Annotated in this window: 25 protein-coding genes, 1 tRNA gene and 1 pseudogene; 11 read left to right on the plus strand and 16 right to left on the minus strand. The window is 73.1% G+C overall.

Annotated features, from left to right (window positions below; genetic code table 11):
* Positions 1-45: 45 nt before the first annotated feature.
* The 4 genes from RM572_RS15865 to RM572_RS15880 all read left to right on the plus strand — a co-directional run bounded on the left by RM572_RS15865 (position 46) and on the right by RM572_RS15880 (position 4583).
* Positions 46-1098 carry an aspartate-semialdehyde dehydrogenase gene (locus RM572_RS15865; protein ID WP_311673996.1) on the plus strand — a complete coding sequence of 351 codons (1053 nt, stop codon included), beginning with the start codon at positions 46-48 and terminating at the stop codon, positions 1096-1098.
* A 407-nt stretch (positions 1099-1505) separates the two neighbouring features.
* Entirely contained in the window at positions 1506-2168 is a 663-nt protein-coding gene (locus RM572_RS15870) for a SigE family RNA polymerase sigma factor (protein ID WP_394813615.1), read from the plus strand.
* Positions 2165-3634 (plus strand): hypothetical protein, encoded by a 1470-nt coding sequence (locus tag RM572_RS15875; RefSeq protein ID WP_311673997.1) that lies wholly within the window; start codon positions 2165-2167, stop codon positions 3632-3634. Before RM572_RS15870 ends, RM572_RS15875 begins: the two co-directional genes overlap by 4 nt.
* A gap of 19 nt (positions 3635-3653) precedes the next feature.
* Entirely contained in the window at positions 3654-4583 is a 930-nt protein-coding gene (locus RM572_RS15880) for an SURF1 family protein (protein WP_311673998.1), read from the plus strand.
* On the opposite strand, the gene RM572_RS15885 is transcribed toward RM572_RS15880, so the two are convergent.
* Entirely contained in the window at positions 4513-6330 is a 1818-nt protein-coding gene (locus RM572_RS15885) for a S9 family peptidase (protein WP_311673999.1), read from the minus strand. The two genes, RM572_RS15880 and RM572_RS15885, sit on opposite strands and share 71 nt — an antisense overlap.
* 170 nt (positions 6331-6500) lie before the next feature.
* On the opposite strand from RM572_RS15885, the gene RM572_RS15890 reads away from it, so the two are divergent.
* The 4 genes from RM572_RS15890 (at position 6501) to RM572_RS15905 (ending at position 9171) form a co-directional block, all read left to right on the plus strand.
* On the plus strand, positions 6501-6923 hold the full coding sequence (locus tag RM572_RS15890) for a rodlin (protein WP_136183073.1): 423 nt from the start codon (positions 6501-6503) through the stop codon (positions 6921-6923).
* A gap of 46 nt (positions 6924-6969) precedes the next feature.
* The gene (locus RM572_RS15895) at positions 6970-7395 is read left to right on the plus strand and encodes a rodlin (RefSeq protein WP_311674000.1); all 426 of its coding nucleotides are present in this window, start codon (positions 6970-6972) and stop codon (positions 7393-7395) included.
* Positions 7396-7552: 157 nt separating this feature from the next.
* The gene (locus RM572_RS15900) at positions 7553-8392 is read left to right on the plus strand and encodes an ATP-grasp domain-containing protein (protein ID WP_311674001.1); all 840 of its coding nucleotides are present in this window, start codon (positions 7553-7555) and stop codon (positions 8390-8392) included.
* A 215-nt stretch (positions 8393-8607) separates the two neighbouring features.
* Positions 8608-9171: a 2'-5' RNA ligase family protein gene (locus RM572_RS15905; protein ID WP_311674002.1), complete on the plus strand. Its 564-nt coding sequence runs from the start codon at positions 8608-8610 to the stop codon at positions 9169-9171.
* Between the two features lie 63 nt (positions 9172-9234).
* On the opposite strand, the gene RM572_RS15910 is transcribed toward RM572_RS15905, so the two are convergent.
* The 4 genes from RM572_RS15910 to RM572_RS15925 form a co-directional block, all read right to left on the minus strand.
* Positions 9235-9978 carry a response regulator transcription factor gene (locus RM572_RS15910; RefSeq protein ID WP_311674003.1) on the minus strand — a complete coding sequence of 248 codons (744 nt, stop codon included), beginning with the start codon at positions 9976-9978 and terminating at the stop codon, positions 9235-9237.
* Positions 9971-11266 carry a sensor histidine kinase gene (locus RM572_RS15915; protein ID WP_311674004.1) on the minus strand — a complete coding sequence of 432 codons (1296 nt, stop codon included), beginning with the start codon at positions 11264-11266 and terminating at the stop codon, positions 9971-9973. The genes RM572_RS15910 and RM572_RS15915 overlap by 8 nt, the downstream gene beginning before the upstream one ends.
* A 64-nt stretch (positions 11267-11330) precedes the next feature.
* Positions 11331-12110 carry an ABC transporter permease gene (locus RM572_RS15920; protein WP_311674005.1) on the minus strand — a complete coding sequence of 260 codons (780 nt, stop codon included), beginning with the start codon at positions 12108-12110 and terminating at the stop codon, positions 11331-11333.
* On the minus strand, positions 12107-13087 hold the full coding sequence (locus RM572_RS15925; RefSeq protein WP_311674007.1) for an ABC transporter ATP-binding protein: 981 nt from the start codon (positions 13085-13087) through the stop codon (positions 12107-12109). Before RM572_RS15925 ends, RM572_RS15920 begins: the two co-directional genes overlap by 4 nt.
* Before the next feature lie 203 nt (positions 13088-13290).
* Here RM572_RS15925 and RM572_RS15930 point away from each other — a divergent pair, with 203 nt between their 5' ends.
* The gene (locus RM572_RS15930; RefSeq protein WP_311674009.1) at positions 13291-13950 is read left to right on the plus strand and encodes a DedA family protein; all 660 of its coding nucleotides are present in this window, start codon (positions 13291-13293) and stop codon (positions 13948-13950) included.
* 84 nt (positions 13951-14034) lie between these two features.
* Here RM572_RS15930 and RM572_RS15935 read toward each other — a convergent pair whose 3' ends face one another.
* The 3 genes from RM572_RS15935 to RM572_RS15945 all read right to left on the minus strand — a co-directional run bounded on the left by RM572_RS15935 (position 14035) and on the right by RM572_RS15945 (position 15783).
* Entirely contained in the window at positions 14035-14484 is a 450-nt protein-coding gene (locus RM572_RS15935; protein WP_311674010.1) for a hypothetical protein, read from the minus strand.
* Positions 14485-14684: 200 nt separating this feature from the next.
* A tRNA-Pro gene (locus RM572_RS15940) sits at positions 14685-14758 on the minus strand.
* Between the two features lie 83 nt (positions 14759-14841).
* Positions 14842-15783 carry a metallophosphoesterase gene (locus RM572_RS15945; RefSeq protein WP_311674011.1) on the minus strand — a complete coding sequence of 314 codons (942 nt, stop codon included), beginning with the start codon at positions 15781-15783 and terminating at the stop codon, positions 14842-14844.
* Positions 15784-15900: 117 nt separating this feature from the next.
* Between RM572_RS15945 and RM572_RS15950 the strand changes: the two genes are divergently transcribed.
* Entirely contained in the window at positions 15901-16365 is a 465-nt protein-coding gene (locus RM572_RS15950; protein WP_311674012.1) for a GatB/YqeY domain-containing protein, read from the plus strand.
* 64 nt (positions 16366-16429) lie between these two features.
* Here the strand turns inward: RM572_RS15950 and RM572_RS15955 are convergent, their stop codons facing one another.
* The 4 genes from RM572_RS15955 to nth form a co-directional block, all read right to left on the minus strand.
* Complete coding sequence (locus tag RM572_RS15955; RefSeq protein WP_311674013.1) at positions 16430-18646, minus strand: transglycosylase domain-containing protein; 2217 nt, start codon at positions 18644-18646, stop codon at positions 16430-16432.
* Between the two features lie 55 nt (positions 18647-18701).
* A complete protein-coding gene (locus tag RM572_RS15960; RefSeq protein ID WP_311674014.1) occupies positions 18702-19904 on the minus strand; it encodes a MarP family serine protease in 1203 nt (400 codons plus the stop codon).
* 12 nt (positions 19905-19916) lie between these two features.
* Positions 19917-20588 (minus strand): NUDIX hydrolase, encoded by a 672-nt coding sequence (locus tag RM572_RS15965; protein WP_311674061.1) that lies wholly within the window; start codon positions 20586-20588, stop codon positions 19917-19919.
* Between the two features lie 62 nt (positions 20589-20650).
* Entirely contained in the window at positions 20651-21505 is an 855-nt protein-coding gene (gene nth, locus RM572_RS15970) for an endonuclease III (protein WP_311674015.1), read from the minus strand.
* 384 nt (positions 21506-21889) lie between these two features.
* Between nth and RM572_RS15975 the strand changes: the two genes are divergently transcribed.
* A complete protein-coding gene (locus tag RM572_RS15975) occupies positions 21890-22564 on the plus strand; it encodes a Crp/Fnr family transcriptional regulator (protein WP_027765274.1) in 675 nt (224 codons plus the stop codon).
* Between the two features lie 44 nt (positions 22565-22608).
* Here the strand turns inward: RM572_RS15975 and RM572_RS15980 are convergent.
* The 4 genes and pseudogenes from RM572_RS15980 to RM572_RS15995 all read right to left on the minus strand — a co-directional run.
* Positions 22609-23325, minus strand: a pseudogene (locus RM572_RS15980) (MBL fold metallo-hydrolase); the annotation flags it as partial.
* The gene (locus RM572_RS15985) at positions 23322-24224 is read right to left on the minus strand and encodes an NUDIX hydrolase (RefSeq protein WP_311674016.1); all 903 of its coding nucleotides are present in this window, start codon (positions 24222-24224) and stop codon (positions 23322-23324) included. The gene RM572_RS15985 and the pseudogene RM572_RS15980, both read right to left, overlap by 4 nt.
* A 117-nt stretch (positions 24225-24341) precedes the next feature.
* Positions 24342-24815, minus strand: a complete 474-nt coding sequence (locus tag RM572_RS15990; protein WP_311674017.1) for a RidA family protein — start codon at positions 24813-24815, stop codon at positions 24342-24344.
* Positions 24812-24967, minus strand: coding sequence for a DUF4177 domain-containing protein (locus RM572_RS15995; protein WP_106965643.1), 156 nt, complete (start codon positions 24965-24967; stop codon positions 24812-24814). The genes RM572_RS15990 and RM572_RS15995 overlap by 4 nt, the downstream gene beginning before the upstream one ends.
* Positions 24968-24970: the final 3 nt, after the last annotated feature.

Genomic DNA, 24970 nt, shown 5'->3' on the forward strand with positions numbered 1-24970 from the left:
GCAGGTCCGGCACGTGAGGCGGACGTGGACGACCGGGAGGTCCCGGTGAAGACAGGCGGGGAACCGACCCTGGCGGTGCTCGGCGCGACCGGGGCCGTCGGGTCGGTGCTGCGCGGACTGCTGTCCGAACGGCGGGACGTGTGGGGCGAGATCAGGCTCCTCGCGTCCCCGCGGTCCGCGGGCCGCAAGCTCCCCGTTCGCGGCGAGGAGGTCGAGGTCCTGGCGCTGGACGAGGAGGCGCTGGAGGGCGTCGACGTGGCGCTGTTCCACCTCCCGGACGACGCCGCCGCGCAGTGGGCGCCGGTCGCCGCCGCCAAGGGCGCGGTGGTGATCGACTCCTCCGCGGTGTTCCGGGCCGAGGACGACGTGCCGCTGGTGGTGCCCGAGATCAACGCGCACGCCGCCCGCGTGCGGCCGCGCGGCATCGTCGCCTCCCCCGACTGCACGACGCTGGCGCTGATCGTCGCGGTCGGCGCACTGCACTCCGCGTGGGGCCTGGAGTCTCTCGTGCTGTCGACCTACCAGGCCGTCTCCGGGTCCGGCCGGGAGGGCGTGGACACCCTGCGCAGGCAACTCGCCGAGGTCGCCGGCACCGACCTGGGCACCAAGCCCGGCGACGTGCGCCGCGCCGTGACCGGCGCCGGCCCCTACCCTGCGCCGATCGCCCTCAACGTCGTCCCGTTCGCGGGCGCCGGGACGACCGACGGCTGGACCACCGACGAGATGGCCGTACGCGCCGAGACGCGCAAGATCCTGGGGATGCCGCAGCTCCCGGTGAGCGTCACCTGCGTCCGCGTGCCGGTGGTCACCGGGCACTCCGTCGCGGTGCACGCGCGGTTCGAGAACGAGGTGACCGTCCCCCAGGCGCACGAGATCCTCGCCGCCGCACCCGGTGTCGTGCTGTGCGACGCCCCCGGCGAGGGCGAGTTCCCCACCCCGGCGGACGCGGTCGGCACCGACCCGACGTGGGCCGGCCGGGTGCGCCGCGCGCTGGACGACCCGCAGGCGCTGGAGTTCTTCGTCTGCGGCGACAACCTCCGCAAGGGCGCCGCGCTCAACTCGGTACAGATCGCGGAACTCGTCGCATCTCCGGGCTGACGGCACCTACCGGACCAGCCGTACCCGACCGGGCCGATGAGGCTGATCGGGGCGAACAGCCTTGATACGGCACGGATTTACCCCGCCGTGTGGTCCCGAGCGCGCCGTTCCGGTTTCTGTGAAGAAATTGTGATCGGTTGATGGTCCAGGCCACTAGCTAGCAGCCGTTGGTTGAAAGAGAATCGACCCCCCGGCCACCGCAACCGACTGTGGGCGGGGAGCGTCTCTGTGTGCATCGCCGACCCGGACGACCGGGCGCCGGAGCCCTGGGTCGCTTGGAGATCGGGACGACGGCGGACTTGAGGGATGGGGCTGGTACGCATGGGACTTCACCGAGCATGCACACTCCGCCCCGACGCCTGGGAATCCGCGTACAACCCTGACGGGGGGATGCGTGTCCAACCAGCGTGGCAGAGGCACTCGGAATCGCGACAGCACCCGGCCCCGGCGTCCGCAGCCTGCGGCGCCCCGGCTCGGCAGGCATGCCCGTGATGGCGCCCTGGTCGGCGCCGCAGACGGCGACGACCCCCGCGCGGGTCGCGTCCGGATGCGGAGGCGCTGACGAGGCGATGACCCTGGGCACCACCGTCGATCAGCTCACCGAGACCTACCGCACGCACTACCGCTCCCTGCTCGGCCTCGCCGCGCTCCTGCTGGACGACACCGCCTCCTGCGAGGACGTCGTCCAGGAGGCGTTCATCCGCGTGCACTCCGCCCGCAAACGCGTACGCGAGCCGGAGAAGACCCTGGCCTACCTGCGGCAGACCGTGGTGAACCTCTCCCGGTCCACGCTGCGCCGCCGCATTCTCGGCATGAAGCTGCTGTCCAAGCCCATGCCGGACATGGCCAGCGCCGAGGAGGGCGCCTACGACCGCATGGAGCGGGACGAGTTGAAGCAGGCGCTGCGCGGGCTCCAGCGGCGCCAGCGCGAGGTCCTGGTGCTGCGGTATTTTGCCGACATGACAGAGGCGCAGGTCGCCGAGGTCCTCGGCCTCTCGCTCGGTTCCGTGAAGGCGTACGGCTCGCGCGGCATCGCCGCGCTCAGGGTCGCCATGGAGGCGACCGCATGAGCACGTCGCACGACCGGCACGACCCGTTCGACCCGCACGAACCGCTCGACGGTGCCGGGCGGGCGGCGGACGACGCCGCCCCCGGGGGCGCGGCGGAGCACGCCGAGCCCTCCCCCGAGCAGTGCGCCGGAGAAGAGCGGTCCGAGCGGCCCGACGAGCAACCGCCCGCCGTGAACGAGGGCCCGGCGGACGACGCTTCGTTCCCGGAAGCCGGCCGCACCGACGGCGGCCCCGACAGCGAGGGTCACGCAGAGGCAGAGGCAGAGGCAGAGGCAGAGGCAGACTCCGGCGCCGCGCTCGACCTCGAGGGCATGGACGAGGTCGCGCTGCGGCGCCTGCTGCAGGACAGCGTGCGCGACATCGAACCGTCCGCCGGCACACTGGAGCACCTCCAGCACGCCGTGCCCGCCCGCCGCGCCCGGCGGCGGAACGTGATGGTGGGCGCCGCCGCGGCGGTTCTCGCCTGCGGCGTCGCCGTGCCGACCGTGCTGCACGCCGACTTCGTGCCGGGCGCCGGCAAGCCCATGCACAACGCCGGCCACTCCCAGGACCACGTGCCGGCCGAACAGCGCGGCGGCGTGAACCAGGGCGACGGCACGGCCGGCGGCGACACGACTGTCGGCGGACACTCCGGCGCGGGGCGCGGCACCGGCGAAGCCGGCGCTCCCACCACCGGGTCCTCCACGGGCCCCAACCCGAGCAGCAGCCTCGGACCCGTCTCGCCCACCTGCACCCGCGCACAGCTCGGCGCCTCGGAGAGCCGCCAGGAGGCGCCCGACGCGCAGGGCCACGTCTACGGCTCGTTCCGGGTGGTCAACGTCTCGGCGGACTCCTGCACGGTCGAGGGCGGCGGCATCGTGATGGCCACCGCGCAGGGCACGGCCGACAGCAGCATGATCCAGGTCGTCGACCACACCAGCGGCGACGTGGCCACCGGCCTGCCCGATCCGGTCGCCGTGGACGACGAGGTGGTGCTGGAACCGGGTGCCGCGTACGTGGTGCGCTTCGCCTGGGTGCCGACGGCCGGCAGCGGATGCTCCCCGACCACGCCGCCTCCCGGCGAGGGCGGCGACGGTGCTCAGGGCGGCGCACGGCCGATGGGCAGCTCCGGCGACGTGGTCGACGCAGGCACCTCCGGCGGCACCACCGGCGGAGGCGCCGAGGGCGGCGACGGCACACCCGAAGAGCCTGGCACCGGTGGCTCCAGTGGCTCCGGTGGCTCCGGTACCGGCGGCTCCGGCGGGTCCGGTTCCGGCGGCTCCGGCGACGGCGGTTCGGACACCGGCGGTTCCGGCTCCGGTGGGACCGAGGGCGGCTCCACGGGAGGCGGCGGCGAGCCCGTGCCCCCGTCCGCGGTGCTGTTGTCCCACACCCCCGAGGCCGGTGAGCCCACCGTGGACCCCGTGCAGCTCGACGGCGCCTGCGCCGGCACGGTCTACCGGACCGGGGTGCTGCCCGCGGCCTGAGGCCGCGTACCGTTGACGCGTGTACCGGTTCCTGCTGACCCCGCGATGGTGGGGGATCAACCTCTTCGTCGCCCTCGCGATCCCGGTCTGCCTGTCCATGGGCACCTGGCAGCTCAGCCGCTTCGAGGCGCGCGTCGACAGCCACCAGCAGCAGGAGAAGGCGGCCGAACGGGCCGCCGACGCCACCCCCGAGCCGCTGGCCGACCTGCTGCCGCTCACCACGGAGACCGTCGGCCGCACCGCCGAGGCCACCGGCCGCTACGACACCGGCCGTCCGCTGCTCGTCCCCGACCGCCGCGTCGACGGCGAGCGCGGGTTCTACGTGCTGACCCTGCTGCGTACGGACTCCGGGCCCGCGCTGCCCGTGGTGCGCGGCTGGCTGCCCGGGGACGCCGACCCGGCGAAGGTGCCGGCGCCCCCCGGGGGCGAGGTGACGGTCGCCGGGGTGCTGCAGGTCTCCGAGACCGAGGGCAGCGCCGGCGTGAACCCGGCGGGCGGCCTGCCCGAGGGGCAGCTCGGCATGATCAGTGCCGCCGCGCTGGTCAACGTGGTGCCGTACGACGTGCGTGACGCGTGGATCACCGTGCAGCGGCCCGAGGCGCCGCTGAGGCCGGTGCCGCCGGTCGCGGCCGCCGGCACCGGCCTGGACCTCCAGGCGTTCCAGAACCTGGGTTACACCGCCGAGTGGTTCGCCTTCGTCGGCTTCGTCCTCTTCATGTGGTTCCGGCTCTTCCGGCGGGACGCCGAACTGGCGCGTGACGCCGCGCTCGGCCTCCCACCGGAGGACCCGACGGGCCGCCGTACGCCGGAGAACGCTCCGGCGACGGGCGGCCCGGCATCCGGGGAGCCCCGGGAGGTCGGGGACCCCGGAGAAGGCGTCACGCCGGAGCCGAGGGAAGCCCCGGAAGATGCCGCTGGGCGAACTCGATCTCCAAGCGGAGCTGCTTGATCCGCTCCTCCACCACCAGCGAGCCGTGCCCGGCGTCGTACCGGTACACCTCGTGCGGGTGGCTGCGCGCCTCCAGCCGCTCGACGTAGTTCTCCACCTGCCGGATCGGGCAGCGCGGGTCGTTGACCCCCGCCGAGACGTACACCGGCGCGCGCACGTCGTCCACGTACGTCAGCGGCGACGAGGCCGCGTACCGCTCGGGCACCTCCTCCGGGGTCCCGCCGAGCAGGGTGCGGTCCATGGACTTCAGCGCCTCCATCTCGTCGTGGTAGGCGGTGACGTAGTCGGCGACCGGGACGGCGGCCAGGCCCAGCGCCCACTTCTCCGGCTGGGTGCCCAGGCCGAGCAGCGTCAGGTAGCCGCCCCACGAGCCGCCGGCCAGCACCAGCCGCTCCGGGTCCGCGAGCCCGGTCTCCACCGCCCAGTCGCGCACCGCCGCGATGTCCTCCAGCTCGATCAGGCCGACGCGGTGCTTGAGCGCGTCCGTCCAGGCCCGGCCGTAGCCCGTGGAACCGCGGTAGTTGACCCGGACCACGGCGAAGCCGTGGTCCACCCAGGCGGCGGGCTGGCCGGCGAACGCGTCGCTGTCGTGCCAGGTCGGGCCGCCGTGCACGTCGAACACCGTGGGGAACGGGCCCTCGCCCGCGGGGCGCTGCACCAGCGCGTGCACCCGCCCGCCCGGGCTCTCCACCCAGGCGTCCTCCACCGGGACCGAGCCGGGTGCCTTCATGCCCGGCGGGTCGAGGACGACCGCGCCGGTCGTGGACCGCACCTGCGGCGGCTCGGCGGCCGACGACCACAGGTACTCCACCGAGCCGTCCGGGCGGGCGGTCGCCCCGGACACCGACCCCTTCGGCGTCTCCACCCGCTCCGGCGTGCCGAGCCCGTCCGGGGTCAGGGCGCACCGCCACATCTCGCTCCGCGCCTGGTGGCTGTGCACCACGAGCAGCGCGCTGCCGTCCGGGTACCACTCGGCGCTCACGTCGCCGGGCAGGCCCAGGTCCAGGTCGGTGGTCGTGCCGGTCAGCGGGTCCCACACCATGGGCTCCCAGCGGCCGCGCCGCTGGTGCCCGACCAGGAGCCGGGAGTCGCCGGCGGCCGGGGCGAAGCCCAGTACGGTCAGCCCCAGCTCCTTCGTGCCGCCTTCGCTGTCGTCCAGTTCGGCGACGGTGCCGCCGTCGGTGCGGACCACGCGCAGCGCCGAGTGCATGGCGTCGCCGTGCTCGGTGTGCTCGACCGCGATCAGGTCCCCGTCGTGACTGAGGTCGCCGACACCGGCCGACTCCTGGTGCCGGTAGATCTCCACCGGCTCCGCGCCCGGCCGCACCACGTGCAGCGTGGATCCCTCCTCGTCGGTGGAGCGCCCCACCACCGCGCTGCCGTCCCGGCCCAGCGCCAGGCCCGCGGGGTAGGACGGCTCCAGGCCGGGAGCGGCGGGCTCGTCCGGGCCGCCGCCGAACGGCTGCCGCATCCACACGCCGAACTCGTCGCCGTCGGTGTCGGAGAACCACCAGATCCACTCGCCGTCGGGCGTCAGCACCCCGTCCGTGGTGCCGTTCGGCCGGTCGGTGGCCTGCCGCTGGATGCCGGTGGCCCGGTCCCAGGCGTACAGCTCGAAGGTGCCGGTGGCGTTGGAGACGAACAGGGAACGGTCGGGCGCGTCCTCCGCCCACTCCGGCAGCCCCACGCGGGGTGCCCGGAACCGCTTCTCCCAGTCCGGCATGGCGTCGTCCGTGTGCGTCGTCATGCCCCCATTCTGTGCTCCTCGCCGGGGGTCACGGCCTGCGGGGGGAAGATCGTCCATATAGGTGTCCAAACGCGTCCGGACGGGTGAACCGCAACAACCTCTCGGAGGCTCCGGAGTTGTCCAGGGTGCTCCGGCACCGGGGCACCCCCATGATCCGGAAGGAAAGACTCGTGCTCAAGAAGGTTTTCGCGACCGCTGCCGTCGCTGCCTCCGTCGTCGGCGCCAGCGGTGCCGTGGCCGCCCCCGCCATGGCCGTCGGTGACGGCAACGAGAACGTCACCACGCAGAACGGCAACGGCTCGAAGCAGGTGTACGGCAACACCACCACCGGCGGTCACATGAGCCCGAACATGGCGCTCGTGAACGGCTCGCTGAACAAGCCGTGCATCGCGGTGCCGGTCACCAAGACCAACGTTCTGAACGGCATCGGTGCCGTCGGCGTCAACGTCAACGACATCCTGACCAGCCAGAACAACCAGAACTGCACCGAGAACTCGACCCAGGTCGACGGCGACGACCCGCTGTCGCACCTGCTGAGCGACGGCATCCCGGTCCTGTCGCAGAACGGTGCCGGCAACGGCAACGGCGACTGACCAACCCCCGTCTGACGGGCACTTCACACTCCGGAAGGAAAGACTCGTGCTCAAGAAGGTTTTCGCGACGGCCGCCGTCGCCGCATCCGTCGTCGGCGCCAGCGGCGCCGTGGCCGCCCCCGCGATGGCGGTCGGTGACGTCAACGAGAACGTCACCACGCAGAACGGCAACAACTCGGACCAGGTGTACGGCAACACCACCACCGGTGGCCACATGAGCCCGAACATGGCGCTCGTGAACGGCTCGCTGAACAAGCCCTGCGTGGCGGTGCCGGTCACCAAGACCAACGTGCTGAACGGCCTCGGCCTGATCGCCGGCGTCAACGTCAACGACGTGCTGACCAGCCAGAACAACCAGAACTGCACCGAGAACTCGACCCAGGTCGACGGCGACGACCCGCTGTCGCACCTGCTGAGCGACGGCGTGCCGGTCCTCTCGCAGAACGGTGCCGGCAACGGCAACGGCGAGTAACCAGCCTCCCGGCTGATCCGGTCCCGGCCCGTTCCCGGTCCGGGACCGACCGACCCTTCGAAGGCCCCTCCCGGCGCGCACGCGCCGGGAGGGGCCGCGCGTCGTCCCGGCCCCTCCCGGCTACCTTGGGCCGCAGCACACCCGACCCGGGAGAACCATGCCGGCACCGTTCGCACGCCCCCGCCTGCTGTACGTCAGCGACCTGACCTACCCGGCGCGCGGCCGCCGCTACGGCGACGAGGACGCCCACCTCTCCGCACGGCTCCGGGACGTCTACGACGTCGCGCTGTGCCACCCGCTGGACGCCGCCGCGCTGCTGGACGCCTTCGACCTGTGCCTGATCCGCAACAGCGGCCCGGTGATCCACTACCAGGAGGCGTACGAGCGCTTCCGCGAAGTCGCCCGGCGCACCGGCGCGCCGGTGCACAACCCGCTGACCGGGCGGGGCGACATGGCCGGCAAGCAGTACCTGGTGGACCTCGCCGCCGAGGGCTTCCCCGTCATCCCCACCGTGGACCGGCGCGCCGACCTGGGACGGCTCCCGGCGGCCCGCCGCTACGTGGTCAAGCCGAAGGCCGGCGCCGACTCCATCGGCCTGGAGACCCTCGGTCACGCCGACCTGGACACCCTCGCCTTCGACGACGGCGCCCTGCTGGTCCAGCCGCACGTCGACTTCCGCTACGAGGTGTCGTTCTACTTCGTCGACCGCGTCCTCCAGTACGCGCTGCACGCGCCGGATCCCGAGCGCCGCTGGGAGCTGCGGCCGTACGAACCCACCGGCGCCGACCGCGAGTTCGCCCAGCGCTTCGCGGACTGGAACACCCTGGAGCACGGCATCCAGCGCGTCGACGCCTGCCGCACGGCCGACGGCGGGCTGCTGCTGGTCGAGCTGGAGGACCTCAACCCGTACCTGTCCCTGGACCTCGTGTCCGAGGACGTCCGCGACCGCTTCGTCGCCGCCCTGCACGCCTCGCTGCGCGCCGTGCTGGAGGCGTGAACGCCCCTCGGCCCGGGGGGCTTCCGGCGTCGGGCACCGAGCTCCGCGAACGCGCCCCCGCACGCCTGCGCCACCCGTACGGCGGCTCGCGGGCCGGTGCACGGGCAGGAAGGATCGCCGGTGGTGGCAGCTCGGCAGGCCCGGCATGTGTGCAGCACCCTCCGGAGCGCTGCCGGGCTCCTCCCCGTACACGCCGATGGACAAGGAGCCCGCCCATGAGCCGGACCGTTGACGCCTTCGTCGCGCTGGGCATCCCCAGCGCCCTCGTGGACGCTCTCGTCGAGTTGCAGCAGGAGTGCCGCGACCGTGTCACCCCGCAGCACCCCGAGCACCTCCACATCACCCTCGCATTCCTCCACGGCGCCGACGAGCAGAAGCTGGCCGACGTCCACCGCCTGATCGAACGGGGGGCGTGGCCCGCTCCGGCCATCCGCCTCACCGGCGAGGTACGGCACGGCAGCTGGAGCCTCCGGAAGGACCCGTCCTACCGCTATGACGACGACGTCGTCCAGAAGGACGAGCAGGTCCGCCTGGGCATCGGACACAACCAGGAACTCGCCGCCCTCCAGGAGGAGATCACCCAGCGCCTGGGCATCACCGAAGACGGCTTCTGGCCCCACGTGACGCTCGGTCTGGCCCGGGAGGACTTCCCCGTCGCCGAGGCCAAGGCACTCGAGCTGCCCGCGGTGAGCGGCCCCGCCCCCTGCGTGGACGCCCGGCGCGAGGTGTCGGCCACCGAATTCACCACCCTCGTCCGCAAGGACCTCATGCCCGCCTGACGCGCCGTCCCCGGACTCCACCGCCGCCCGTCCGCCGGGCTCGCCGGCGTCGCGACGCGCGCCCTACGGGGCGGGGGAGCCGCCGCCGAGGATGCCGCGTTCGTAGCCCACCGCCACGGCCGCCGCCCGGTCGTTGACGCCCAGCTTGGCGTACAGGTGGGTGAGGTGCGTCTTCACCGTGGCCTCGCTGATGAAGAGGCGGCGTGCGATCTCGCGGTTCGCGGTGCCCGCCGCGACCAGCGCCAGGACCTCGCGCTCCCGGGCGCTGAGCGGCGTGCCCGTGCCTGCGGGGTCCCCGCCGTTCCCGCCGCTGCCGTGCGTCGCCCGCATCCGGGACACCAGCCGCGACGCCACCGCCGGGGACAGCACCGTGCGGCCCGCCGCGGCGGCGCGTACGGCCGTGAACAGCTCGTCGCGCGGCGCGTCCTTGAGCAGGTAGCCGGTGGCGCCCGCCTCGATCGCGGGCAGGGTGTCGGAGTCGGTGTCGTAGGTGGTGAGCACCAGGACCTTGCTGCGAGAGCCGCGCCGGGCCAGCTCGGCGATCGCGGCGACCCCGCCGCCGCCCGGCATCCGCAGGTCCATCAGCACCACGTCCGGGTCCAGGCGGCCGGCCAGTTCGACGGCCTCCTCGCCGCTCGCCGCCTCGCCCAGCACCTCGAAGCCCGCCGCAGTGCCGGTGCCTGCGCCTGCGGTCGTGCCGGTGGACGCCGCTGCGGTGCCGGCCGCCGCCTCGAACATGCCGCGCAGCCCGTCCCGTACCACCGGGTGGTCGTCGACGAGAAGCAGCGTGATCGGGCGCTCAGTCATGGCGCACCAACGGTACGCGGGCCGACACCGCCGTGCCCTGGCCCGGCTCCGACTCGACGTCCACGCGCCCGGCCAGACGTTCCGCGCGGGCCCGCATGCCGGCCAGCCCGAACCCGCCGGACCGGGTGCGCGGCGGCACGGCCGCCGGATCGAAACCGCAGCCGTCGTCCCGTACGTCCAGGACGACCTCGCCGTCCATGAAGGACAGCGTCACCCCGACGCGGGACGCCCCGGCGTGCCGGGCGGTGTTGGCCAGGCTCTCCTGCGCGATGCGCAGCAGGCTCGCCTCGATCTCGTCGTGCAGCTTCTCCGCCGCCCCGGTCAGCGTGAACTCCGCCCGCACCCCGGCCTGCACGCCCCACCCGGCCACCGCCTTCTCCAGCGCGGCGGGCAGCGCGTCCTGCGCCAGCGCACTCGGCGCCAGGTCGTGCACCGACCGGCGGGCCTCGCCGAGGCTGTGCCGGGCCAGCGCCTGCGCGCGATCCAGGTGTGCACGGCGTACGGCGGGATCGTCGGCGTCCCGGACGACCTGCAGCTGGGTGACGATGCCGGTCAGGCCCTGGGCGAGGGTGTCGTGGATCTCGGCCGCCAGCCGGCGCCGTTCGTCGCCGACACCGGCCTCGCGGGCCTGCACGAGGAGCTGGGCGTGCAGGCCCGCGTTCTCCCGCAGGGCCTGCTCCAGGCGGGCGTTGGTGCGTTCCAGTTCGGCGATGGTGGCGGCCTTGGCCGCCGCCTCCTCGGCCTCCTTCTCGCCGAGGTGGCCGAAGACGACGCCGAGCCCGGCATTCAGCAGGTACAGCGCGCCGAACACCCCCCACTGCGTGGCCGATCCCGGCGGCAGTCCGCCGGACTGCGACCCGGCCATCGTCACGGCCGTGGCGAAGAGGCCCGGCCGCACCCAGCGCGGCGGCAGCAGCTTCGGGGCGTCGAAGTAGCCGATCAGGGCGTAGATCGCGGCGAACGGGTTCAGCCAGCTCATCGCGAACCCCAGCACGGTGCGTACGGCGTAGTAGCCGCAGCTCGCCGCCGAGACCGGCTGCCGCCCGTACCGCGACCAGGACAGTTCCAGGGCCAGCGCGGCCACCAGCAGCGCACCGCCCGCCCACCGTTCGGCGGGCGCCAGGAACACGGTCGCGGTCGCCGCAGACAGCACCGCGGCCAGCCCCAGCAGGCCGTACGGGCCCCAGCGGTAGAACGTCTCCCAGCCCTCGCCCGTGGCGAGGACCGGGAGGTCGGGGGCGGCCCGCCGCGCCCCCTCGGTGCTCTCCCCCGCTGCTTCCGTGGCCATGACGCCCAGCATGCCCGCCTCCCGTTCCCGCGTCACTCCGCTCGCGCGTCACTCCGCTCGCGCGTCACTCCCAGCGGAACCAGCGGACCGCGGCCGCCCAGAGAACTCCCGCCCACAGAGCGATCACCAGCAGCTGCCACCACTGCGGCCAGCCCCCGCCCGCGGTGTCGTGCAGCGCCTGGGACGCCGCACCGAACGGCGTCAGTTCCACGACCTGGCGCAACGTGTCCGGCATGGTCTGCACCGGAAGGTAGACCCCGGCGGAGAACATCGCCGGAAAGAACGCCACCGTGCCGATCGTCTGCGCGGCCTTCGAGGTGCGCGAGAGCGCGGCGATGGTGCCGCCCGATGCCGTGCCGGCGAGCGCGGTGAGCACGACGGCGAGCGCATACCCGAACGGCTGCCCGGGCAGCGGAACCCCGAAGGCGATCCGGCCGACCGCCAGAGCCAGCACGATGGCCGCCAGCACCGCCACCCCGTGCAGGACCAGTTGGGCGCCGATCAGCGCCTTCGGGTCGACCGGAGTGACCGACAGCCGCCGCAGGATGCCCCGTTCGCGGTAGCCGGTGAGCACCGCCGGCAGCGTCTGCACGCCGGCCACCACGATCGACAGCAGCACCGCCACCGGCACGTACAGGTCGATGACGCGCAGCCCGCCGAGCGACGCGTCCGGTTCCCGGAAGCCCGGGATCAGGCCGAGGACGGTGACCAGCAGGGACGGGAAGGCCACGATCCAGAACAGTGCGCCCGGCTCGCGGCGGAACAGCCGCGCCTCCGCGCGCAGGACGGCCCGGGCCGCCTGCGCAGCCGGCGGCGCGGTGTCGGGTGCGGTCGTCGTGGTCATCCTCGCGCCTCCGTGCGGCTCGTGTGGCTGGTGCGGTCGGTGTCGCTCGTGCTGCTCGTGGAGCCGGTCGAGCCGGTCGCGTCGGCCCTGGTCAGGTCGAGGAAGGCGTCGTCCAGCGTGCCGTCCGTGACCCGCAGGTGCCGTGCCGTGATGCCGTGCCGGGCCAGCAGCGAGACGACGGCGTTCACCGTCTCGTCGCTGCCCGTCAGTTCGACCCGGCCCGCCGTGACACGCACCGGGCCGGCGTCGGGGAGTGTGGACAGTTCACCGTCCTCCAGCGGGCGTGAGGGCGTGAACGCGATGACCGTCGACGCGGCCGCCCGGCTGATCAGCCCGCCCGGGGTGTCCAGCGCGGCGAGTCGTCCGCGGTCGATGACCGCCACCCTGTCGCACAGGCGCTGCGCCTCCTCCATGAAGTGCGTGACCAGCAGCACCGTCACCCCCGACGCCCGCACCTCCTCGATCAGCTGCCAGGTGTCCCGGCGGGCGCGCGGGTCCAGCCCGGTGGTCAACTCGTCCAGCACCACGACCCGAGGGTTGCCGATCAGCGCGAGGGCGATGAACAGCCGCTGCTTCTGACCACCGCTCAGCTGGGCGAAACGGGTGCCCAGCTTCTCCTCCAGGCCCAGGCGTTCGGCCAGTGCCAGCGGGTCCGCCGGGCGGGCGTGGAACGCCGCGTACAGCTCCAGCGCCTCCCGCACCGTGAGCTTCGGCTGAAGCTCGCTCTCCTGGAGCTGCGCCCCGAGAAGGCGCGTCACCCGGTCGTGGTCCGCCACCGGGTCGAGCCCCGCCACCCGCACCCTTCCCGCGTCCGGAACGCGCAGCCCCTCCACGCACTCGACCGTCGTCGTCTTCCCGGCGCCGTTCGGGCCGAGGACGCCGAAGATCTCGCCCTCCTCGACGGTGAAAGTCACCCCGTCGACCACGCGGCGTCCCCCGTAGGACTTCGCGACATCCTGCACTTCGATGATCCCCATGCCCGTCAGGATCGCGTCGAGCCGCCCCCGCGCACATCGCCCGTTCCGCCCGAAGCGGCATCGACCGATCGGCTGATGCGGCCGTACGACCTCCCGTTCCCGGAATCGGAGGAGACCGGGTGTACGGCAACCGCGCACCACTCCTTAGGGTCGGGGGGTAGCCGTACGACCGCCCGCCGCGTCCACCGACCCCGAGGTGCCCCGTGACGACCGTCCTCCTCTCCGCGTCCGACCAGTCCCCCGGCGGCATCGCAGGATGGGCCACCAGCCTCGTCGACACCCTCGGCGGACCCGGGGCGGGACTGGCCATCGCCCTGGAAAACCTCTTCCCGCCGCTCCCCAGCGAGGTCATCCTCCCCCTCACCGGCTTCGCCGCCGCGCAGGGCGTACTCAGCCTCCCCCTCGCGATCTTCTGGACCACCCTGGGCTCCGTCGTCGGCGCCGCCGCCCTCTACTGGATCGGCGCGCTCCTCGGGCGCGACCGCGTGCGCCGCATCTGGGCCCGGATGCCGCTCGTCAAGGCGTCCGACCTGACGCGCACCGAGGAGTGGTTCGAAAAGCACGGAACCAAGGCCGTCTTCTTCGGCCGCATGGTGCCCATCTTCCGCAGCCTCATCTCCGTCCCGGCCGGCGTCGAACGGATGCCCCTGCTGGTGTTCCTCGGCCTCACCACGCTGGGCAGCGCCATCTGGAACACCGTGCTGATACTCGCCGGCTACCTGCTCGGCGACCAGTGGCACCTGGTCGAGCAGTACGCGGGGATCCTCTCCAAGGTCGTCCTCGGCCTGGTCGTCCTGGCCGTCGTCGTCTTCGTCGTCAAGCGCCTCCGCGAACGCAGCACCCACCCCGACCGCGCGAACTGACCCGCGCGGGGCCGCCTTTCCGGTACGACGGTGACGTCCCGCCCGAGCCGGGGGCCGGGCGGGACCCGCAGGGACGCAGGTGCGTCAGCGGTTGCGGTGGAGGCGGCCGCAGGTGGTGCGGAAGCCCTCACCGCTCTCGGTGTAGCAGTAGTCGAGCGTGTTCCGGTCGAGCAGTTCGAAGCTGTACGTGCCCTCGGCGTCCGCGCCGGCCATCAGCTCGGCGCCCGGCGTGAACGCGCCGACCAGCCGGTCCTGGCGCGGGCCGTCCGGGGTGGACCAGCGCATCACCCCGCGGAACGTCTTGCCCTGCTGCTCCCGCACGGTGAGCGTGACGGGCCCGTTGCGGTAGCCCTCGACGTCGGCGATCCGCTCCCGGAACCCGCTCCACTTGCCGAGCAGCGACACGTGGCGGGAGCCGCCGCCGTCCGCCGCTGACCCGCCTGCGGCAGCGGATCCGGCGGTGACCGGCGCCATCAGCAGCGCGGCGGCGACGACCACGGCGCCTCTCGTCAGCGCACGCTTCGTGGGGGCCATGACCTGTCCTCTCGTCGTCGGCCGGAGACGGCCGGGAACCCCCCTGGGCGTGATCAACCTAGGCAGACCGCCCCTGCACCGCATCCCCTGCGCGCCACCCGGGCGACGCGCATCCCTCCTGGCCTGACCGGCGACCCATGAGAGGACATGCCGAAGGGCCCGTACTCAGCCGAGTACGGGCCCTTTGCGGTGTTCTCCAGTCGGGGTGGCGGGATTTGAACCCACGACCTCTTCGTCCCGAACGAAGCGCGCTGCCAAGCTGCGCCACACCCCGAAGCAACGGGGACTACTCTAGCCCAGGTCCGCCCGGACGCGAAATCCGGTTTCTGCGGGGGCGGCGGGGCCGTTCCGGGCTGGTCAGGAGGCCGGGGCGAGGGTGAGCAGCGTGGCCTCCGGGGGGCAGGCGAAACGGATCGGCGTGTACCGGTTGGCGCCGCAGCCCGCTGAGACGTGCAGGTACGAGGTGCGGCCCCCGGCGCGGTGGGTGGAGAGGCCCTTGACCCGGTCGGTGTCGATGTCGCAGTTGGTGACCAGGGCGCCGTAGAAGGGGACGCAGAGCTGGCCGCCGTGCGTGTGGCCGGCGAGGATCAGCGGGTACCGGTCGGCCGTGAAGGCGTCCAGGACCCGCAGGTAGGGGGCGTGGACGACGGCGAGGGAGAGGTCGGCGCCCTCGTCCGAGCCGCCGGCGACCTGGCTGTAGCGGTCGCGCTTGATGTGCGGGTCGTCCAGACCGGTGAGGGCGACCTCCTGGCCGGTGGCCAGCTTGAGGCGGCCGCGGGCGTTGGTCAGCTCCACCCAGCCCGCGGAGTCGAAGCCGTCCCGCAGGTCCTCCCACGGGTTGTGGACGGCGTCCTTCACGGGAGCGTTGCCGTTGAGACCGTGCCGGCCCTGCGCCTTCTCGACGAGGTAGCGGGCCGGGTTGCGGAAGCGGGGCCCGTAGTAGTCGTTGGAGCCGAAGACGTACGCGCCGGGGAAGTCCATCAGCGGGCCGAGCGAGTCCAGGACTTCGGGGACGGCCTCGGTGTCGGAGAGGTTGTCGCCGGTGTTGATCACGAAGTCCGGACGCAGCCCGGCCAGCGAGCGGAGCCACTGCTGCTTCTTGCGCTGCCCGCACACCATGTGGATGTCGGAGATCTGGAGGAGGCGGAGCGGGGGCGCTCCCGCCGGCAGGACGGGCACGGTCACGCGGCGGAGCCGGAACGCGCGCGGCTCGACCGCCACCGCGTACGTCAGGGCGGCCGTGCCGGCAGCCAGCACCCCGGCCGTCGCTTTGAGGGGGATTCCGTATCGCGCGCGCATCCGACCATGGTCGCAGACGCGGCACGCTCCGTGCACGGCCGCGGACGGGGGCCGGGCCGCCGCTCGCCCGGGAATGCGGTGGGCGGCCGGCGGGTGGGGCTGGCAGACTCCTGTGCCATGACCACGCTCAAGTCCCGGCTGCAGGACGACCTGACCGCAGCGATCAAGGCGCGCGACGAGTTGCGCTCCGCCACGCTCCGGATGACCCTCACCGCGATCACCAAGGAGGAGGTGGCGGGCACCGAGTCCCGTGCGCTCTCCGACGACGAGGTGCAGAAGGTGATCACCCGCGAGGCGAAGAAGCGGCGCGAGGCCGCCGAGGCGTTCGAGAAGGGCGGCCGCGCGGCCTCGGCCGAGCGCGAGCGCGCGGAGGGCGAGGTGCTCGCGGACTACCTGCCGAAGCAGCTGTCGGACGACGAGCTGGAGCAGATCGTCGCCGAGTCCGTGGCCGAGGCGAAGGGGCAGGGCGCCGAGGGGCCGAAGGCGATGGGCGCCGTGATGAAGATCGTGAACCCGAAGGTCGCCGGGCGGGCCGAGGGCGGTCGCGTCGCCGGCATGGTGAAGAGGCTGCTCGCAGGCTGAAGCACGCGAGGACGAACCGCCGAGGGGGCGCTCCCGACGGGAGCGCCCCCTCGCGCGTGTCCGGTCAGTCCCGGCCGCGGCCCCAGCCGCCGCCGTTGTCGTTGCCGCCGATGAGGTCCGGCGGGATGGTGAAGTCCGGGAACGGGTTCCCGCCGCCGTCGCCGGGCCGGTCCTCGTCGTCGCGATCCTCGTCCCGGTCGTCCTCGGGCTTCTTCTGCTCGGCGCGCGGCACGTCCACGTCCTGGAACGGCGTCGCGGGAGCGCCCTCCAGGGCACCCGCGATCCCGCCCTTCCAGATGGGTGCGGGAAGGCACCCGCCGCAGACCTTCGGGTAGTACTGGCCGCCCACCGTGATGCCGTACATCTCGACCTGGTGGTTGACGTCGCCGACCCAGACGGCACCGGACGCCTCCGGGGTGTAGCCGACGAACCAGGCACTCTTCATGCCGTCGGTCGTGCCGGTCTTCCCGGCGTTGTCCCGGTCGGCCAGTTTGGCGGAGGGGGCGGTACCGCTCGTCACCACGCCGGTCAGCATCTCGTTGAGGGTGTCCGCGATCTTCTCCGGCATCGCGCGGGAACACGTGGACTCCGGCACGCCGAGCTTCCGCCCCTTGTCGTCCGTGACGGCCTCGAGCGCGATCGGTGTGCAGTGCACGCCGCGGTTGGCGAAGGTGGCGTAGGCGGTGGCCATCGTCAAGGGGGAGGCGCCTTGCGTGCCCAGGGTGAGGGAGGGGACCTCTTGCGTCGGGTTTCCGTCCGCGCGGTGGAAGCCCGCCCGCTCAGCCGTCTTCTTCGCCGCGCAGACGCCGGCTTTCTCCTCCAGCAGCACGAAATACGTGTTGATCGACTTGGCCAGGGCCGAGCTCATGTCCCAGGTGCCCTTTTCGCTGTCCAGCTCGTTCTGCAGGGACCACGGCCCGGCCCCAGGCGCTCCGTTGCAGTCCGTGAACCTGCTCTTGTCGATCTTCAGCTTGCTGCCGGTGGTGAAGGTCTGCGCGGGGCTGATGCCCTTCTCCAGGGCGGCGGCCGCCGTGAAGGCCTTGAACGTCGAGCCGACTTGGTAACCGTTCTGCGGGCCGCCCATGTCGTGGTCCACGGAGAGGTTGAGCGTCGTTTCGTTCTCCGCCGGTCGTGTGCCGTACGGGCGTGACTGGGCCATGCTCAGGATGCGTCCGGTTCCGGGCTCGACGACGGTCATCGCGGAGGCGACGCTGTCCGACTGGTCGACGCGGGAGGTGACGGATTCCTGCGCCGAGGTCTGGGCCTGGGGGTCGAGCGTGGTCTTGATCGTGAGGCCGCCGCGATTCCACCGGTCACGCCGGTCCTGGGCGGTCTTCCCGAACGCCGGGCTGGCGAGGAAGACCTCCTTCACGTAGTCGCAGAAGAAGCCGGCGCCGTTGACGGCGGTGATGCAGCCTTGCTGGGGCTGGCTGACGTCCAGGCCGAGGTCCTGCGCCGCGGCGGCCTTCGCCTCCTCGCGGGTGACGTCGCGACTGCCGGCCATGCGGGACAGGACGGCGTTGCGGCGCTGCTTCGCGCGGTCCGGGTTGATCGTCGGGTCGTAGTAGCTGGGCGACTGGACGAGGCCGGCGAGCAGGGCGCTCTCGTGGAGTTCGAGGTCCTTCGCGGGCTTGGAGAAGAACCGCTGGGCGGCGGCCTCGACACCGTACGCGCCCTGCCCGAAATAGGTGATGTTGAGGTAGTTCTCGAGGATCTGCTTCTTGGTGAGCTCCTCCTCGATCTGGATCGCGTACTTCAGCTCGCGGATCTTGCGGCCGATGGTCTGCTGCTGGGCCTCTGCGACGGCTTCGGGGTCGTCCTTCGCGGCCTCGACGAAGACGTTCTTCACGTACTGCTGCGTCAGCGTGGAGGCGCCCTGGCTGATCTGGCCGGACTGGGCGTTCTCGTTGAGTGCCCGGAGCACGCCCTTGAGGTCGACGGCGCCGTGTTCGTAGAACCGGGAGTCCTCGATGGCGACGATGGCCTGCTTCACGTACGGCGACATCTGCGCGATGTCGACGACGGTGCGGTCGCGCGAGTAGACCTTGGCGATCTCACCGCCCTCGTTGTCGAGGATGGTGGTGCGCTGGCTCAGCGGCGGGCGCTTCAGCTTGGCGGGGAGCTCGTCGAAGCCCTCGACGGATCCCTTCGCGGCCAGGCCCATCAGCCCGAAGCCGGGGAGGGCGATGCCGGCCGTGACGGCGCCCGCGAGGACGCTGACGCCGATGAATCTCGCGACCTGTTGGGGCATGGACAGCCCACCCGCGCGCTTGGAAGCCATAAGGGGCAGCGTAGACGACCGCCGAGAACGGCCGGGAGGGGACGGCCGGGCGCTGTCAGAGGGCGCAGCTCTGGCTGTCGACGGGGCCGAGGTTGTCCGTGCTGCCGGCCTTGATGTCGGGGAGGACCTCGTCGGCGGTGAGGGCGTAGCCCGTGCGGTCGTTCTCCAGCGACTTGGCGAACACCACGCCGTAGACCTCGCCCTGCGGGGTCAGCAGCGGGCCGCCGGAGTTGCCCTGGCGGATCATCGTGTAGAGCGAGTAGACCTCGCGGCGGACGGTGCCGCGGTGGTAGATGTCCGGGCCGTTGGCCCGCAGCGTGCCGCGGACGCGGGCGGACCGTACGTCGAACGCGCCGTTCTCCGGGAAGCCGGCCACGATCGCGCCGTCGCCGCTCCCCGCGTCGCCGTCGGCGAACTCCAGGGCGGGGGCGTCCAGGCCGGGCACGTCGAGCACGGCGACGTCGCGCTCCCAGTCGTAGAGGACCACGGTGGCGTCGTAGAGGCGGCCCTCGCCGCCGATCTGCACGGTGGGTTCGTCGACGCCGCCGACGACGTGCGCGTTGGTCATCACCCGCTGGTCGTCGAAGACGAAGCCGGTGCCCTCGAGGACCTTGTCGCAGCTGGTGGCCGTGCCGACGACCTTGACGATGGACTCCTTGGCGCGGGCGACGACCGGGCTGTTCGCCAGGGCGGGGTCGGGCGGCGGGACCTCGGCGATGGGCTCGTTGGAGAAGGGGGAGAAGACCTGCGGGAGGCCGTTCTGCGCGAGGACGGAGGAGAAGTCGGCGAACCAGTTGTTGGCGTCCTCGGGGACGACCTGGGAGACGCCGAGCAGTACGCGCGAGCTGCGCACCTCCTTGCCGACGGTGGGCAGTGCGGTGCCGGCCAGTGCGGAGCCGATGAGCCACGCGACCAGCAGCATGGCCAGCACGTTGACCAGCGCGCCGCCCGTGGCGTCCAGCACCCGGGCGGGGGACCAGGTGATGTACCGCCGCAGTCTGTTGCCGAGGTGCGTGGTGAACGCCTGGCCCACGGAGGCGCACACGATGACGACGACGACGGCCGCCACCGCGCCGAGCGTGCCCGGGGGCGCGTCGTCGGTCAGTTCGCTCCACAGCGGGGGCAGCACCAGGATCGCCGTGAGCCCGCCCCCGAGGAAGCCGATCACGGACAGGACGCCGACGACGAAGCCCTGCCGGTAGCCGACGAAGGCGAACCACAGGGCCGCGAGCACGAGCAGTATGTCCAGCACGTTCACCGCGTCACCGTCTCATGCCTGCCAATCGAGCGGGACGAGGTTTTCCCGGTCCCACGGCTGCTCCCAGCCCGCGAAGTGCAGGATGCGGTCGATGAGTCCGGCCGTGAAGCCCCACACCAGCGCCGAGTCGACGGCGAATGCGGGCCCGCGGTAGCCGCGGGGGTGGACGACGGTGACGCGGTTGGCCGGGTCGGCGAGTTCGGAGACGGGCACGGTGAACACCCGGGCGGTCTCCGCCGGGTCGACCGGCGAGACGGGCGTCGGCCGGTGCCACCAGCCGAGGACGGGCGTGACGACGAAGCCGCTGACCGGGATGTAGAGCGCGGGCAGCGTGGCGAAGATCTGCACGCCCGACGGGTCGAGCCCGGTCTCCTCCTCGGCCTCGCGCAGCGCCGCGTACAGCGGGCCGTCGCCGTCCGGGTCGCCGTCCTCGGGGTCGAGTCCGCCGCCGGGGAACGACGGCTGGCCGGCGTGGGCACGCAGGCTCGAGGACCGTTCCATCAGCAGCAGCTCGGGTCCGTGCGCGCCCTCGCCGAAGAGGATCAGCACGGCGGACGGCCGCCCGCCGCCTTCGGGCGGCAGGAAGCGGCTCAGCTGCTCCGGACGGACGGTGGAGACGGCCCGCAGCACGGGCGTCAGCCACTCGGGCAGGCCGTCGGGGCGGATCTCGACGTCGAGGGGCACGGTGCCGTTCCGGCCGTGCGCGGACGCCTCGGCCCCCGGGCGGGGGCCGGGGGAGGGGCGGGTCACCGAGCCCCCAGCGGGGGCGCGGGCTCGCCCGGGTAGTCGGCCGGGGGCTTCAGGCGCTGGCCCGGCTTGCCGCCCATCTCGTACTTGAGCAGCTTCCGGGCCTTGTCCGGGTCGGTCTCGCCCTCGCCGTACGCCGGGCAGAGCGGGGCGACGGGGCAGGCGCCGCAGGCCGGCTTGCGGGAATGGCAGACGCGGCGGCCGTGGAAGATCAGGCGGTGCGAGAGCATCGTCCATTCGCTCTTCGGGAAGATCTCCGCGATCTCCTTCTCGACCTTGTCCGGGTCGGTCTGCTCGGTCCAGCCGAAGCGGCGCACGAGGCGGCCGAAGTGGGTGTCGACGGTCAGGCCCGGCACACCGAACGCGTTGCCGAGTACGACGTTCGCCGTCTTGCGGCCCACGCCGGGCAGGGTGACCAGGTCCTTCATCGTGCCCGGCACCTCGCCGCCGAAGCGGTCCCGCAGCGCCGCCGACAGGCCCAGCACCGAGCGCGCCTTGGCGCGGAAGAACCCGGTCGGGCGCAGCAGCTCCTCCAGCTTCTCCGGGTCGGCGGCGGCCATGTCCTCCGGTGTCGGGTAGGCGGCGAACAGCGCGGGCGTCGTCTGGTTGACCCGCAGGTCGGTCGTCTGGGCGGAGAGGACGGTGGCGACGAGCAGCTGGAAGGGGTTCTCGAAGTCGAGCTCGGGGTGGGCGTAGGAGTAGACCTCGGCCAGCTCGCGGTTGATGCGCCGGGCACGCCGCACCATGGCGAGGTGCGACTCCGGCTTCCGCGCCGCCGCTCTCCGTACCGCCGTCTGCCGCGGCGCGGCCCGCTCCGCGGTCTTCCGTGCGGTCTTCTCCTCGGCCTTCTTCACGGCTGCGGGCTCCCTTCCGGAGCCTCTCCCGGCCGCGCCGGCCGCCGTGTCCTTCGCTGCGCTCTTCTTCGTCGATCTCACCGAGCGTGTACCCTCCGTCGCCCCAGTGTGCTGCCCGGATGCCTGTTCGCCCAGAGCGGAATCGTCCGCCTCCGTCACCCGCCCGGCCCCCTTCCTGCGCGTTCGACCGGGGTATCAGCCACCCGGCCAGACTAAAGGGGGCGACTGACATTCGCCCCGCACGAGCGCAATTCGCGGCTCAATCGGCCCCCTGCCGTAGGGGTGGGCGGGTACGTACGTCAAACTTGTGACTGATCGCACCGCTTTACCGTCCGGCATCATGGGGCCACAATCCCCATGGGCAGGTCGACAAGGAGAGAACTCGTGGACGACGTTCTGCGGCGCGCCCCGCTCTTCGCGGCGCTCGATGAGGAGCAATCCGCCGAGCTGCGCGCCTCCATGACCGAGACGACGCTCGCCCGCGGCGAAGCACTCTTCCACGAAGGGGACCCCGGCGACCGGCTCTACGTGGTCACCGAGGGGAAGGTGAAGCTGCACCGGACCTCACCGGACGGGCGGGAGAACATGCTGGCCGTCCTGGGCCCCGGCGAGCTCATCGGAGAGCTGTCCCTCTTCGACCCCGGCCCCCGTACGGCAACCGCCTCGGCGCTGACCGAGGTCAAGCTGCTGGGCCTGGGCCACAACGACCTCCAGCCCTGGCTGAACGTGCGCCCCGAGGTGGCCTCCGCGCTGCTGCGGGCCATCGCCCGGCGGCTGCGCCGCACCAACGACTCGATGTCCGACCTCGTCTTCTCCGACGTGCCGGGCCGTGTCGCCAAGCAGCTCCTGGACCTGTCGCGCCGCTTCGGCGTGCAGTCCGAGGAGGGCATCCACGTGGTGCACGACCTCACGCAGGAGGAGCTGGCCCAGCTCGTCGGCGCCTCCCGGGAGACGGTCAACAAGGCGCTGGCGGACTTCGCCGGCCGCGGCTGGCTGCGTCTGGAGGCCCGAGCGGTGATCCTGCTGGACATCGAGCGGCTGGCCAAGCGCAGCCGCTGACACCGGCGGCCTCCCGAGGCCCTCGCGCCCCGTGCCCCGAGCGCCGTGCGGTGTCCGGACTCCACGGCCGTCTCCACCTGGGCGAGCCGGTTCGCGCGGTGCGCGAGGTAGAACTCGACGGCGCCCTGCGCGTCCTCCAGCACCGGCCCGTGCCCCGGCAGCACGGTCGCGACCCCGTCGTCCACGGTGAGCGACCGCAGCCGGCGCAGCGAGTCCAGGTAGTCGCCGAGCCTGCCGTCCGGGTGCGCCACCATGGTGGTGCCGCGGCCCAGCAGGGTGTCGCCGGTCAGGACCGCACGGTCGGCCGGCAGGTGGAAGGAGAGCGAGTCCGCGGTGTGCCCGGGGGTCGCCACCACCCGCAGCTCCAGCCCGCCGGTCGTGATCACGTCGCCCGCCGCCAGGCCCTCGTCGCCGAGCCGCAGCGCCGGGTCCAGCGCGCGCACCGGCGTGCCGGTCAGCTCCGCGAAGCGGGCCGCGCCCTCCGCGTGGTCCGGATGGCCGTGGGTGAGCAGGGTGAGGGCGACGCGCTTGCCGGCCCGCTCCGCCGTCGTGATCACGTTCCGCAGGTGGCCCTCGTCGAGCGGGCCGGGGTCGATCACCACCGCCAGGTCGGAGTCCTGCTCGCCGACGATCCAGGTGTTGGTGCCGTCCAGGGTCATCGGCGACGGGTTCGGCGCCAGCACGCACCGCGCGCGCGGGGAGCCCGAGCCGTCGATCGGGCCGCCGAGCGGACGTCCGGGGAGAGCGGCGGGGTCGGTCACGGCGCCACCCGCTTGGTGAACTCGTCGTGGCCCGGCCAGCTCAGTTCGATGCGTCCCTGCTCGTCCAGCCGGGCCTGAGCCAGGACCGGGTCCAGGTCGCGTTCCGCGGAGCCGGCGAGCGCCGCGGCGGGAGAGCCGTACTCCTGAAGCTGCCGCAGGGTGGCGATGGTGGGCGGCATCATCAGCAGGTCGCCGCGGTCGTAGCCGGCGGAGGCGTCCGCGGGGCGGATCCACTCCGTGCGGTCGGCCTCCGAGGAGGCGTTGCGGGTGCGCTGCCCCTCGGGGAGGACGGCGACGAAGAACCAGGTGTCGTAGCGCCGTGCCTCGAACTCCGGGGTGACCCAGCGGGCGAACGCGCCCAGCAGGTCGCTGCGCAGCAGCAGGCCGCGGCGGGCCAGGAAGTCCGCGAACGACAGGTCGCGCGCCACGAGCGCGGCCCGGTCGGCCTCCCAGTCCTCGCCCGTGGTGTCGGCGACGACGGTGTCCGCGTCCGGGCCGGCGAGCAGGACGCCCGCCTCCTCGAACGTCTCCCGCACGGCCGCGCAGACGATGCCCTGCGCGGTCGCCTCGTCGGTGCCGAACCGCACGGCCCACACGGAGCGGGCCGGGCCCGCCCAGCCGATCTCCGCGTCCTCGGCCTCGTCGCGCGGGTCGACGGACCCGCCGGGGTAGGCGTACGCGCCGCCGGCGAACGCCATGGACGCGCGGCGGCGCAGCATGTGGACGGCGAAGCCGCCCGCCGCACCGTCCCCGCCCGTGGCACCGTCCCCGGGGGTCTCCCGCAGGAGCATCACGGTGGCCGCCCGGCGCGGCGTGACGGGCGTGAGGTCGCCCGCCGCGAGCGCCCGGATGCGCTCCGGCCACTCCGGCGGGTACCACTGGCCGTTCTTGGTGGTCATGGGGCGGATGCTACGGGTCGGCGGCCGGATGTTCGAGGGCGCCCGGTGGCGGCACCGCCCCGGTGGCGGCACCGCCGGACGACGCGCGCACCGCCCGTCAGCCGGCCGTCACGCCGTTCAGTCCGCCAGCTCGACCTGGATCTCCACCTCGACCGGCGCGTCCAGCGGCAGCACCGCGACGCCCACCGCGCTGCGCGCATGGACGCCCTTGTCACCGAGGACCTCGCCCAGCAATTCGCTGGCTCCGTTGATCACACCGGGCTGCCCGGTGAAGTCCGGCGCGGAGGCCACGAACCCGACGACCTTCACGACGCGCGCGATGCGGTCCAGGTCGCCGACCACCGACTTGACCGCGGCCAGCGCGTTGAGTGCGCACACCCCGGCCAGTTCCTTCGCCTGCTCCGCGCTCACCTCGGCGCCGACCTTGCCGGCGGCGGGCAGCTTGCCGTCCACGAACGGCACCTGGCCGGCCGTGTACACGTACGACCCGGTCCGCACCGCCGGCACGTACGCGCCCGCCGGGGCGGCGACCTCCGGCAGCGTCAGGCCGAGTTCGGCGATCCGCGCCTCGACGGTGCCGCCCGCGGTCACGCCTTCTCCCGCTTGAGGTAGGCCACCAGCTGCTCGGCGTTCGGGCCGGGCACCACCTGGACGAGCTCCCAGCCGTCCTCGCCCCAGGTGTCCAGGATCTGCTTCGTCGCGTGCACGAGGAGCGGCACGGTCGCGTATTCCCACTTCGTCATGGC

Origin of the sequence: Streptomyces hazeniae (assembly GCF_031845485.1) — a bacterium.
In the GTDB taxonomy this organism is placed as follows: Bacteria; Actinomycetota; Actinomycetes; order Streptomycetales; family Streptomycetaceae; genus Streptomyces; species Streptomyces hazeniae.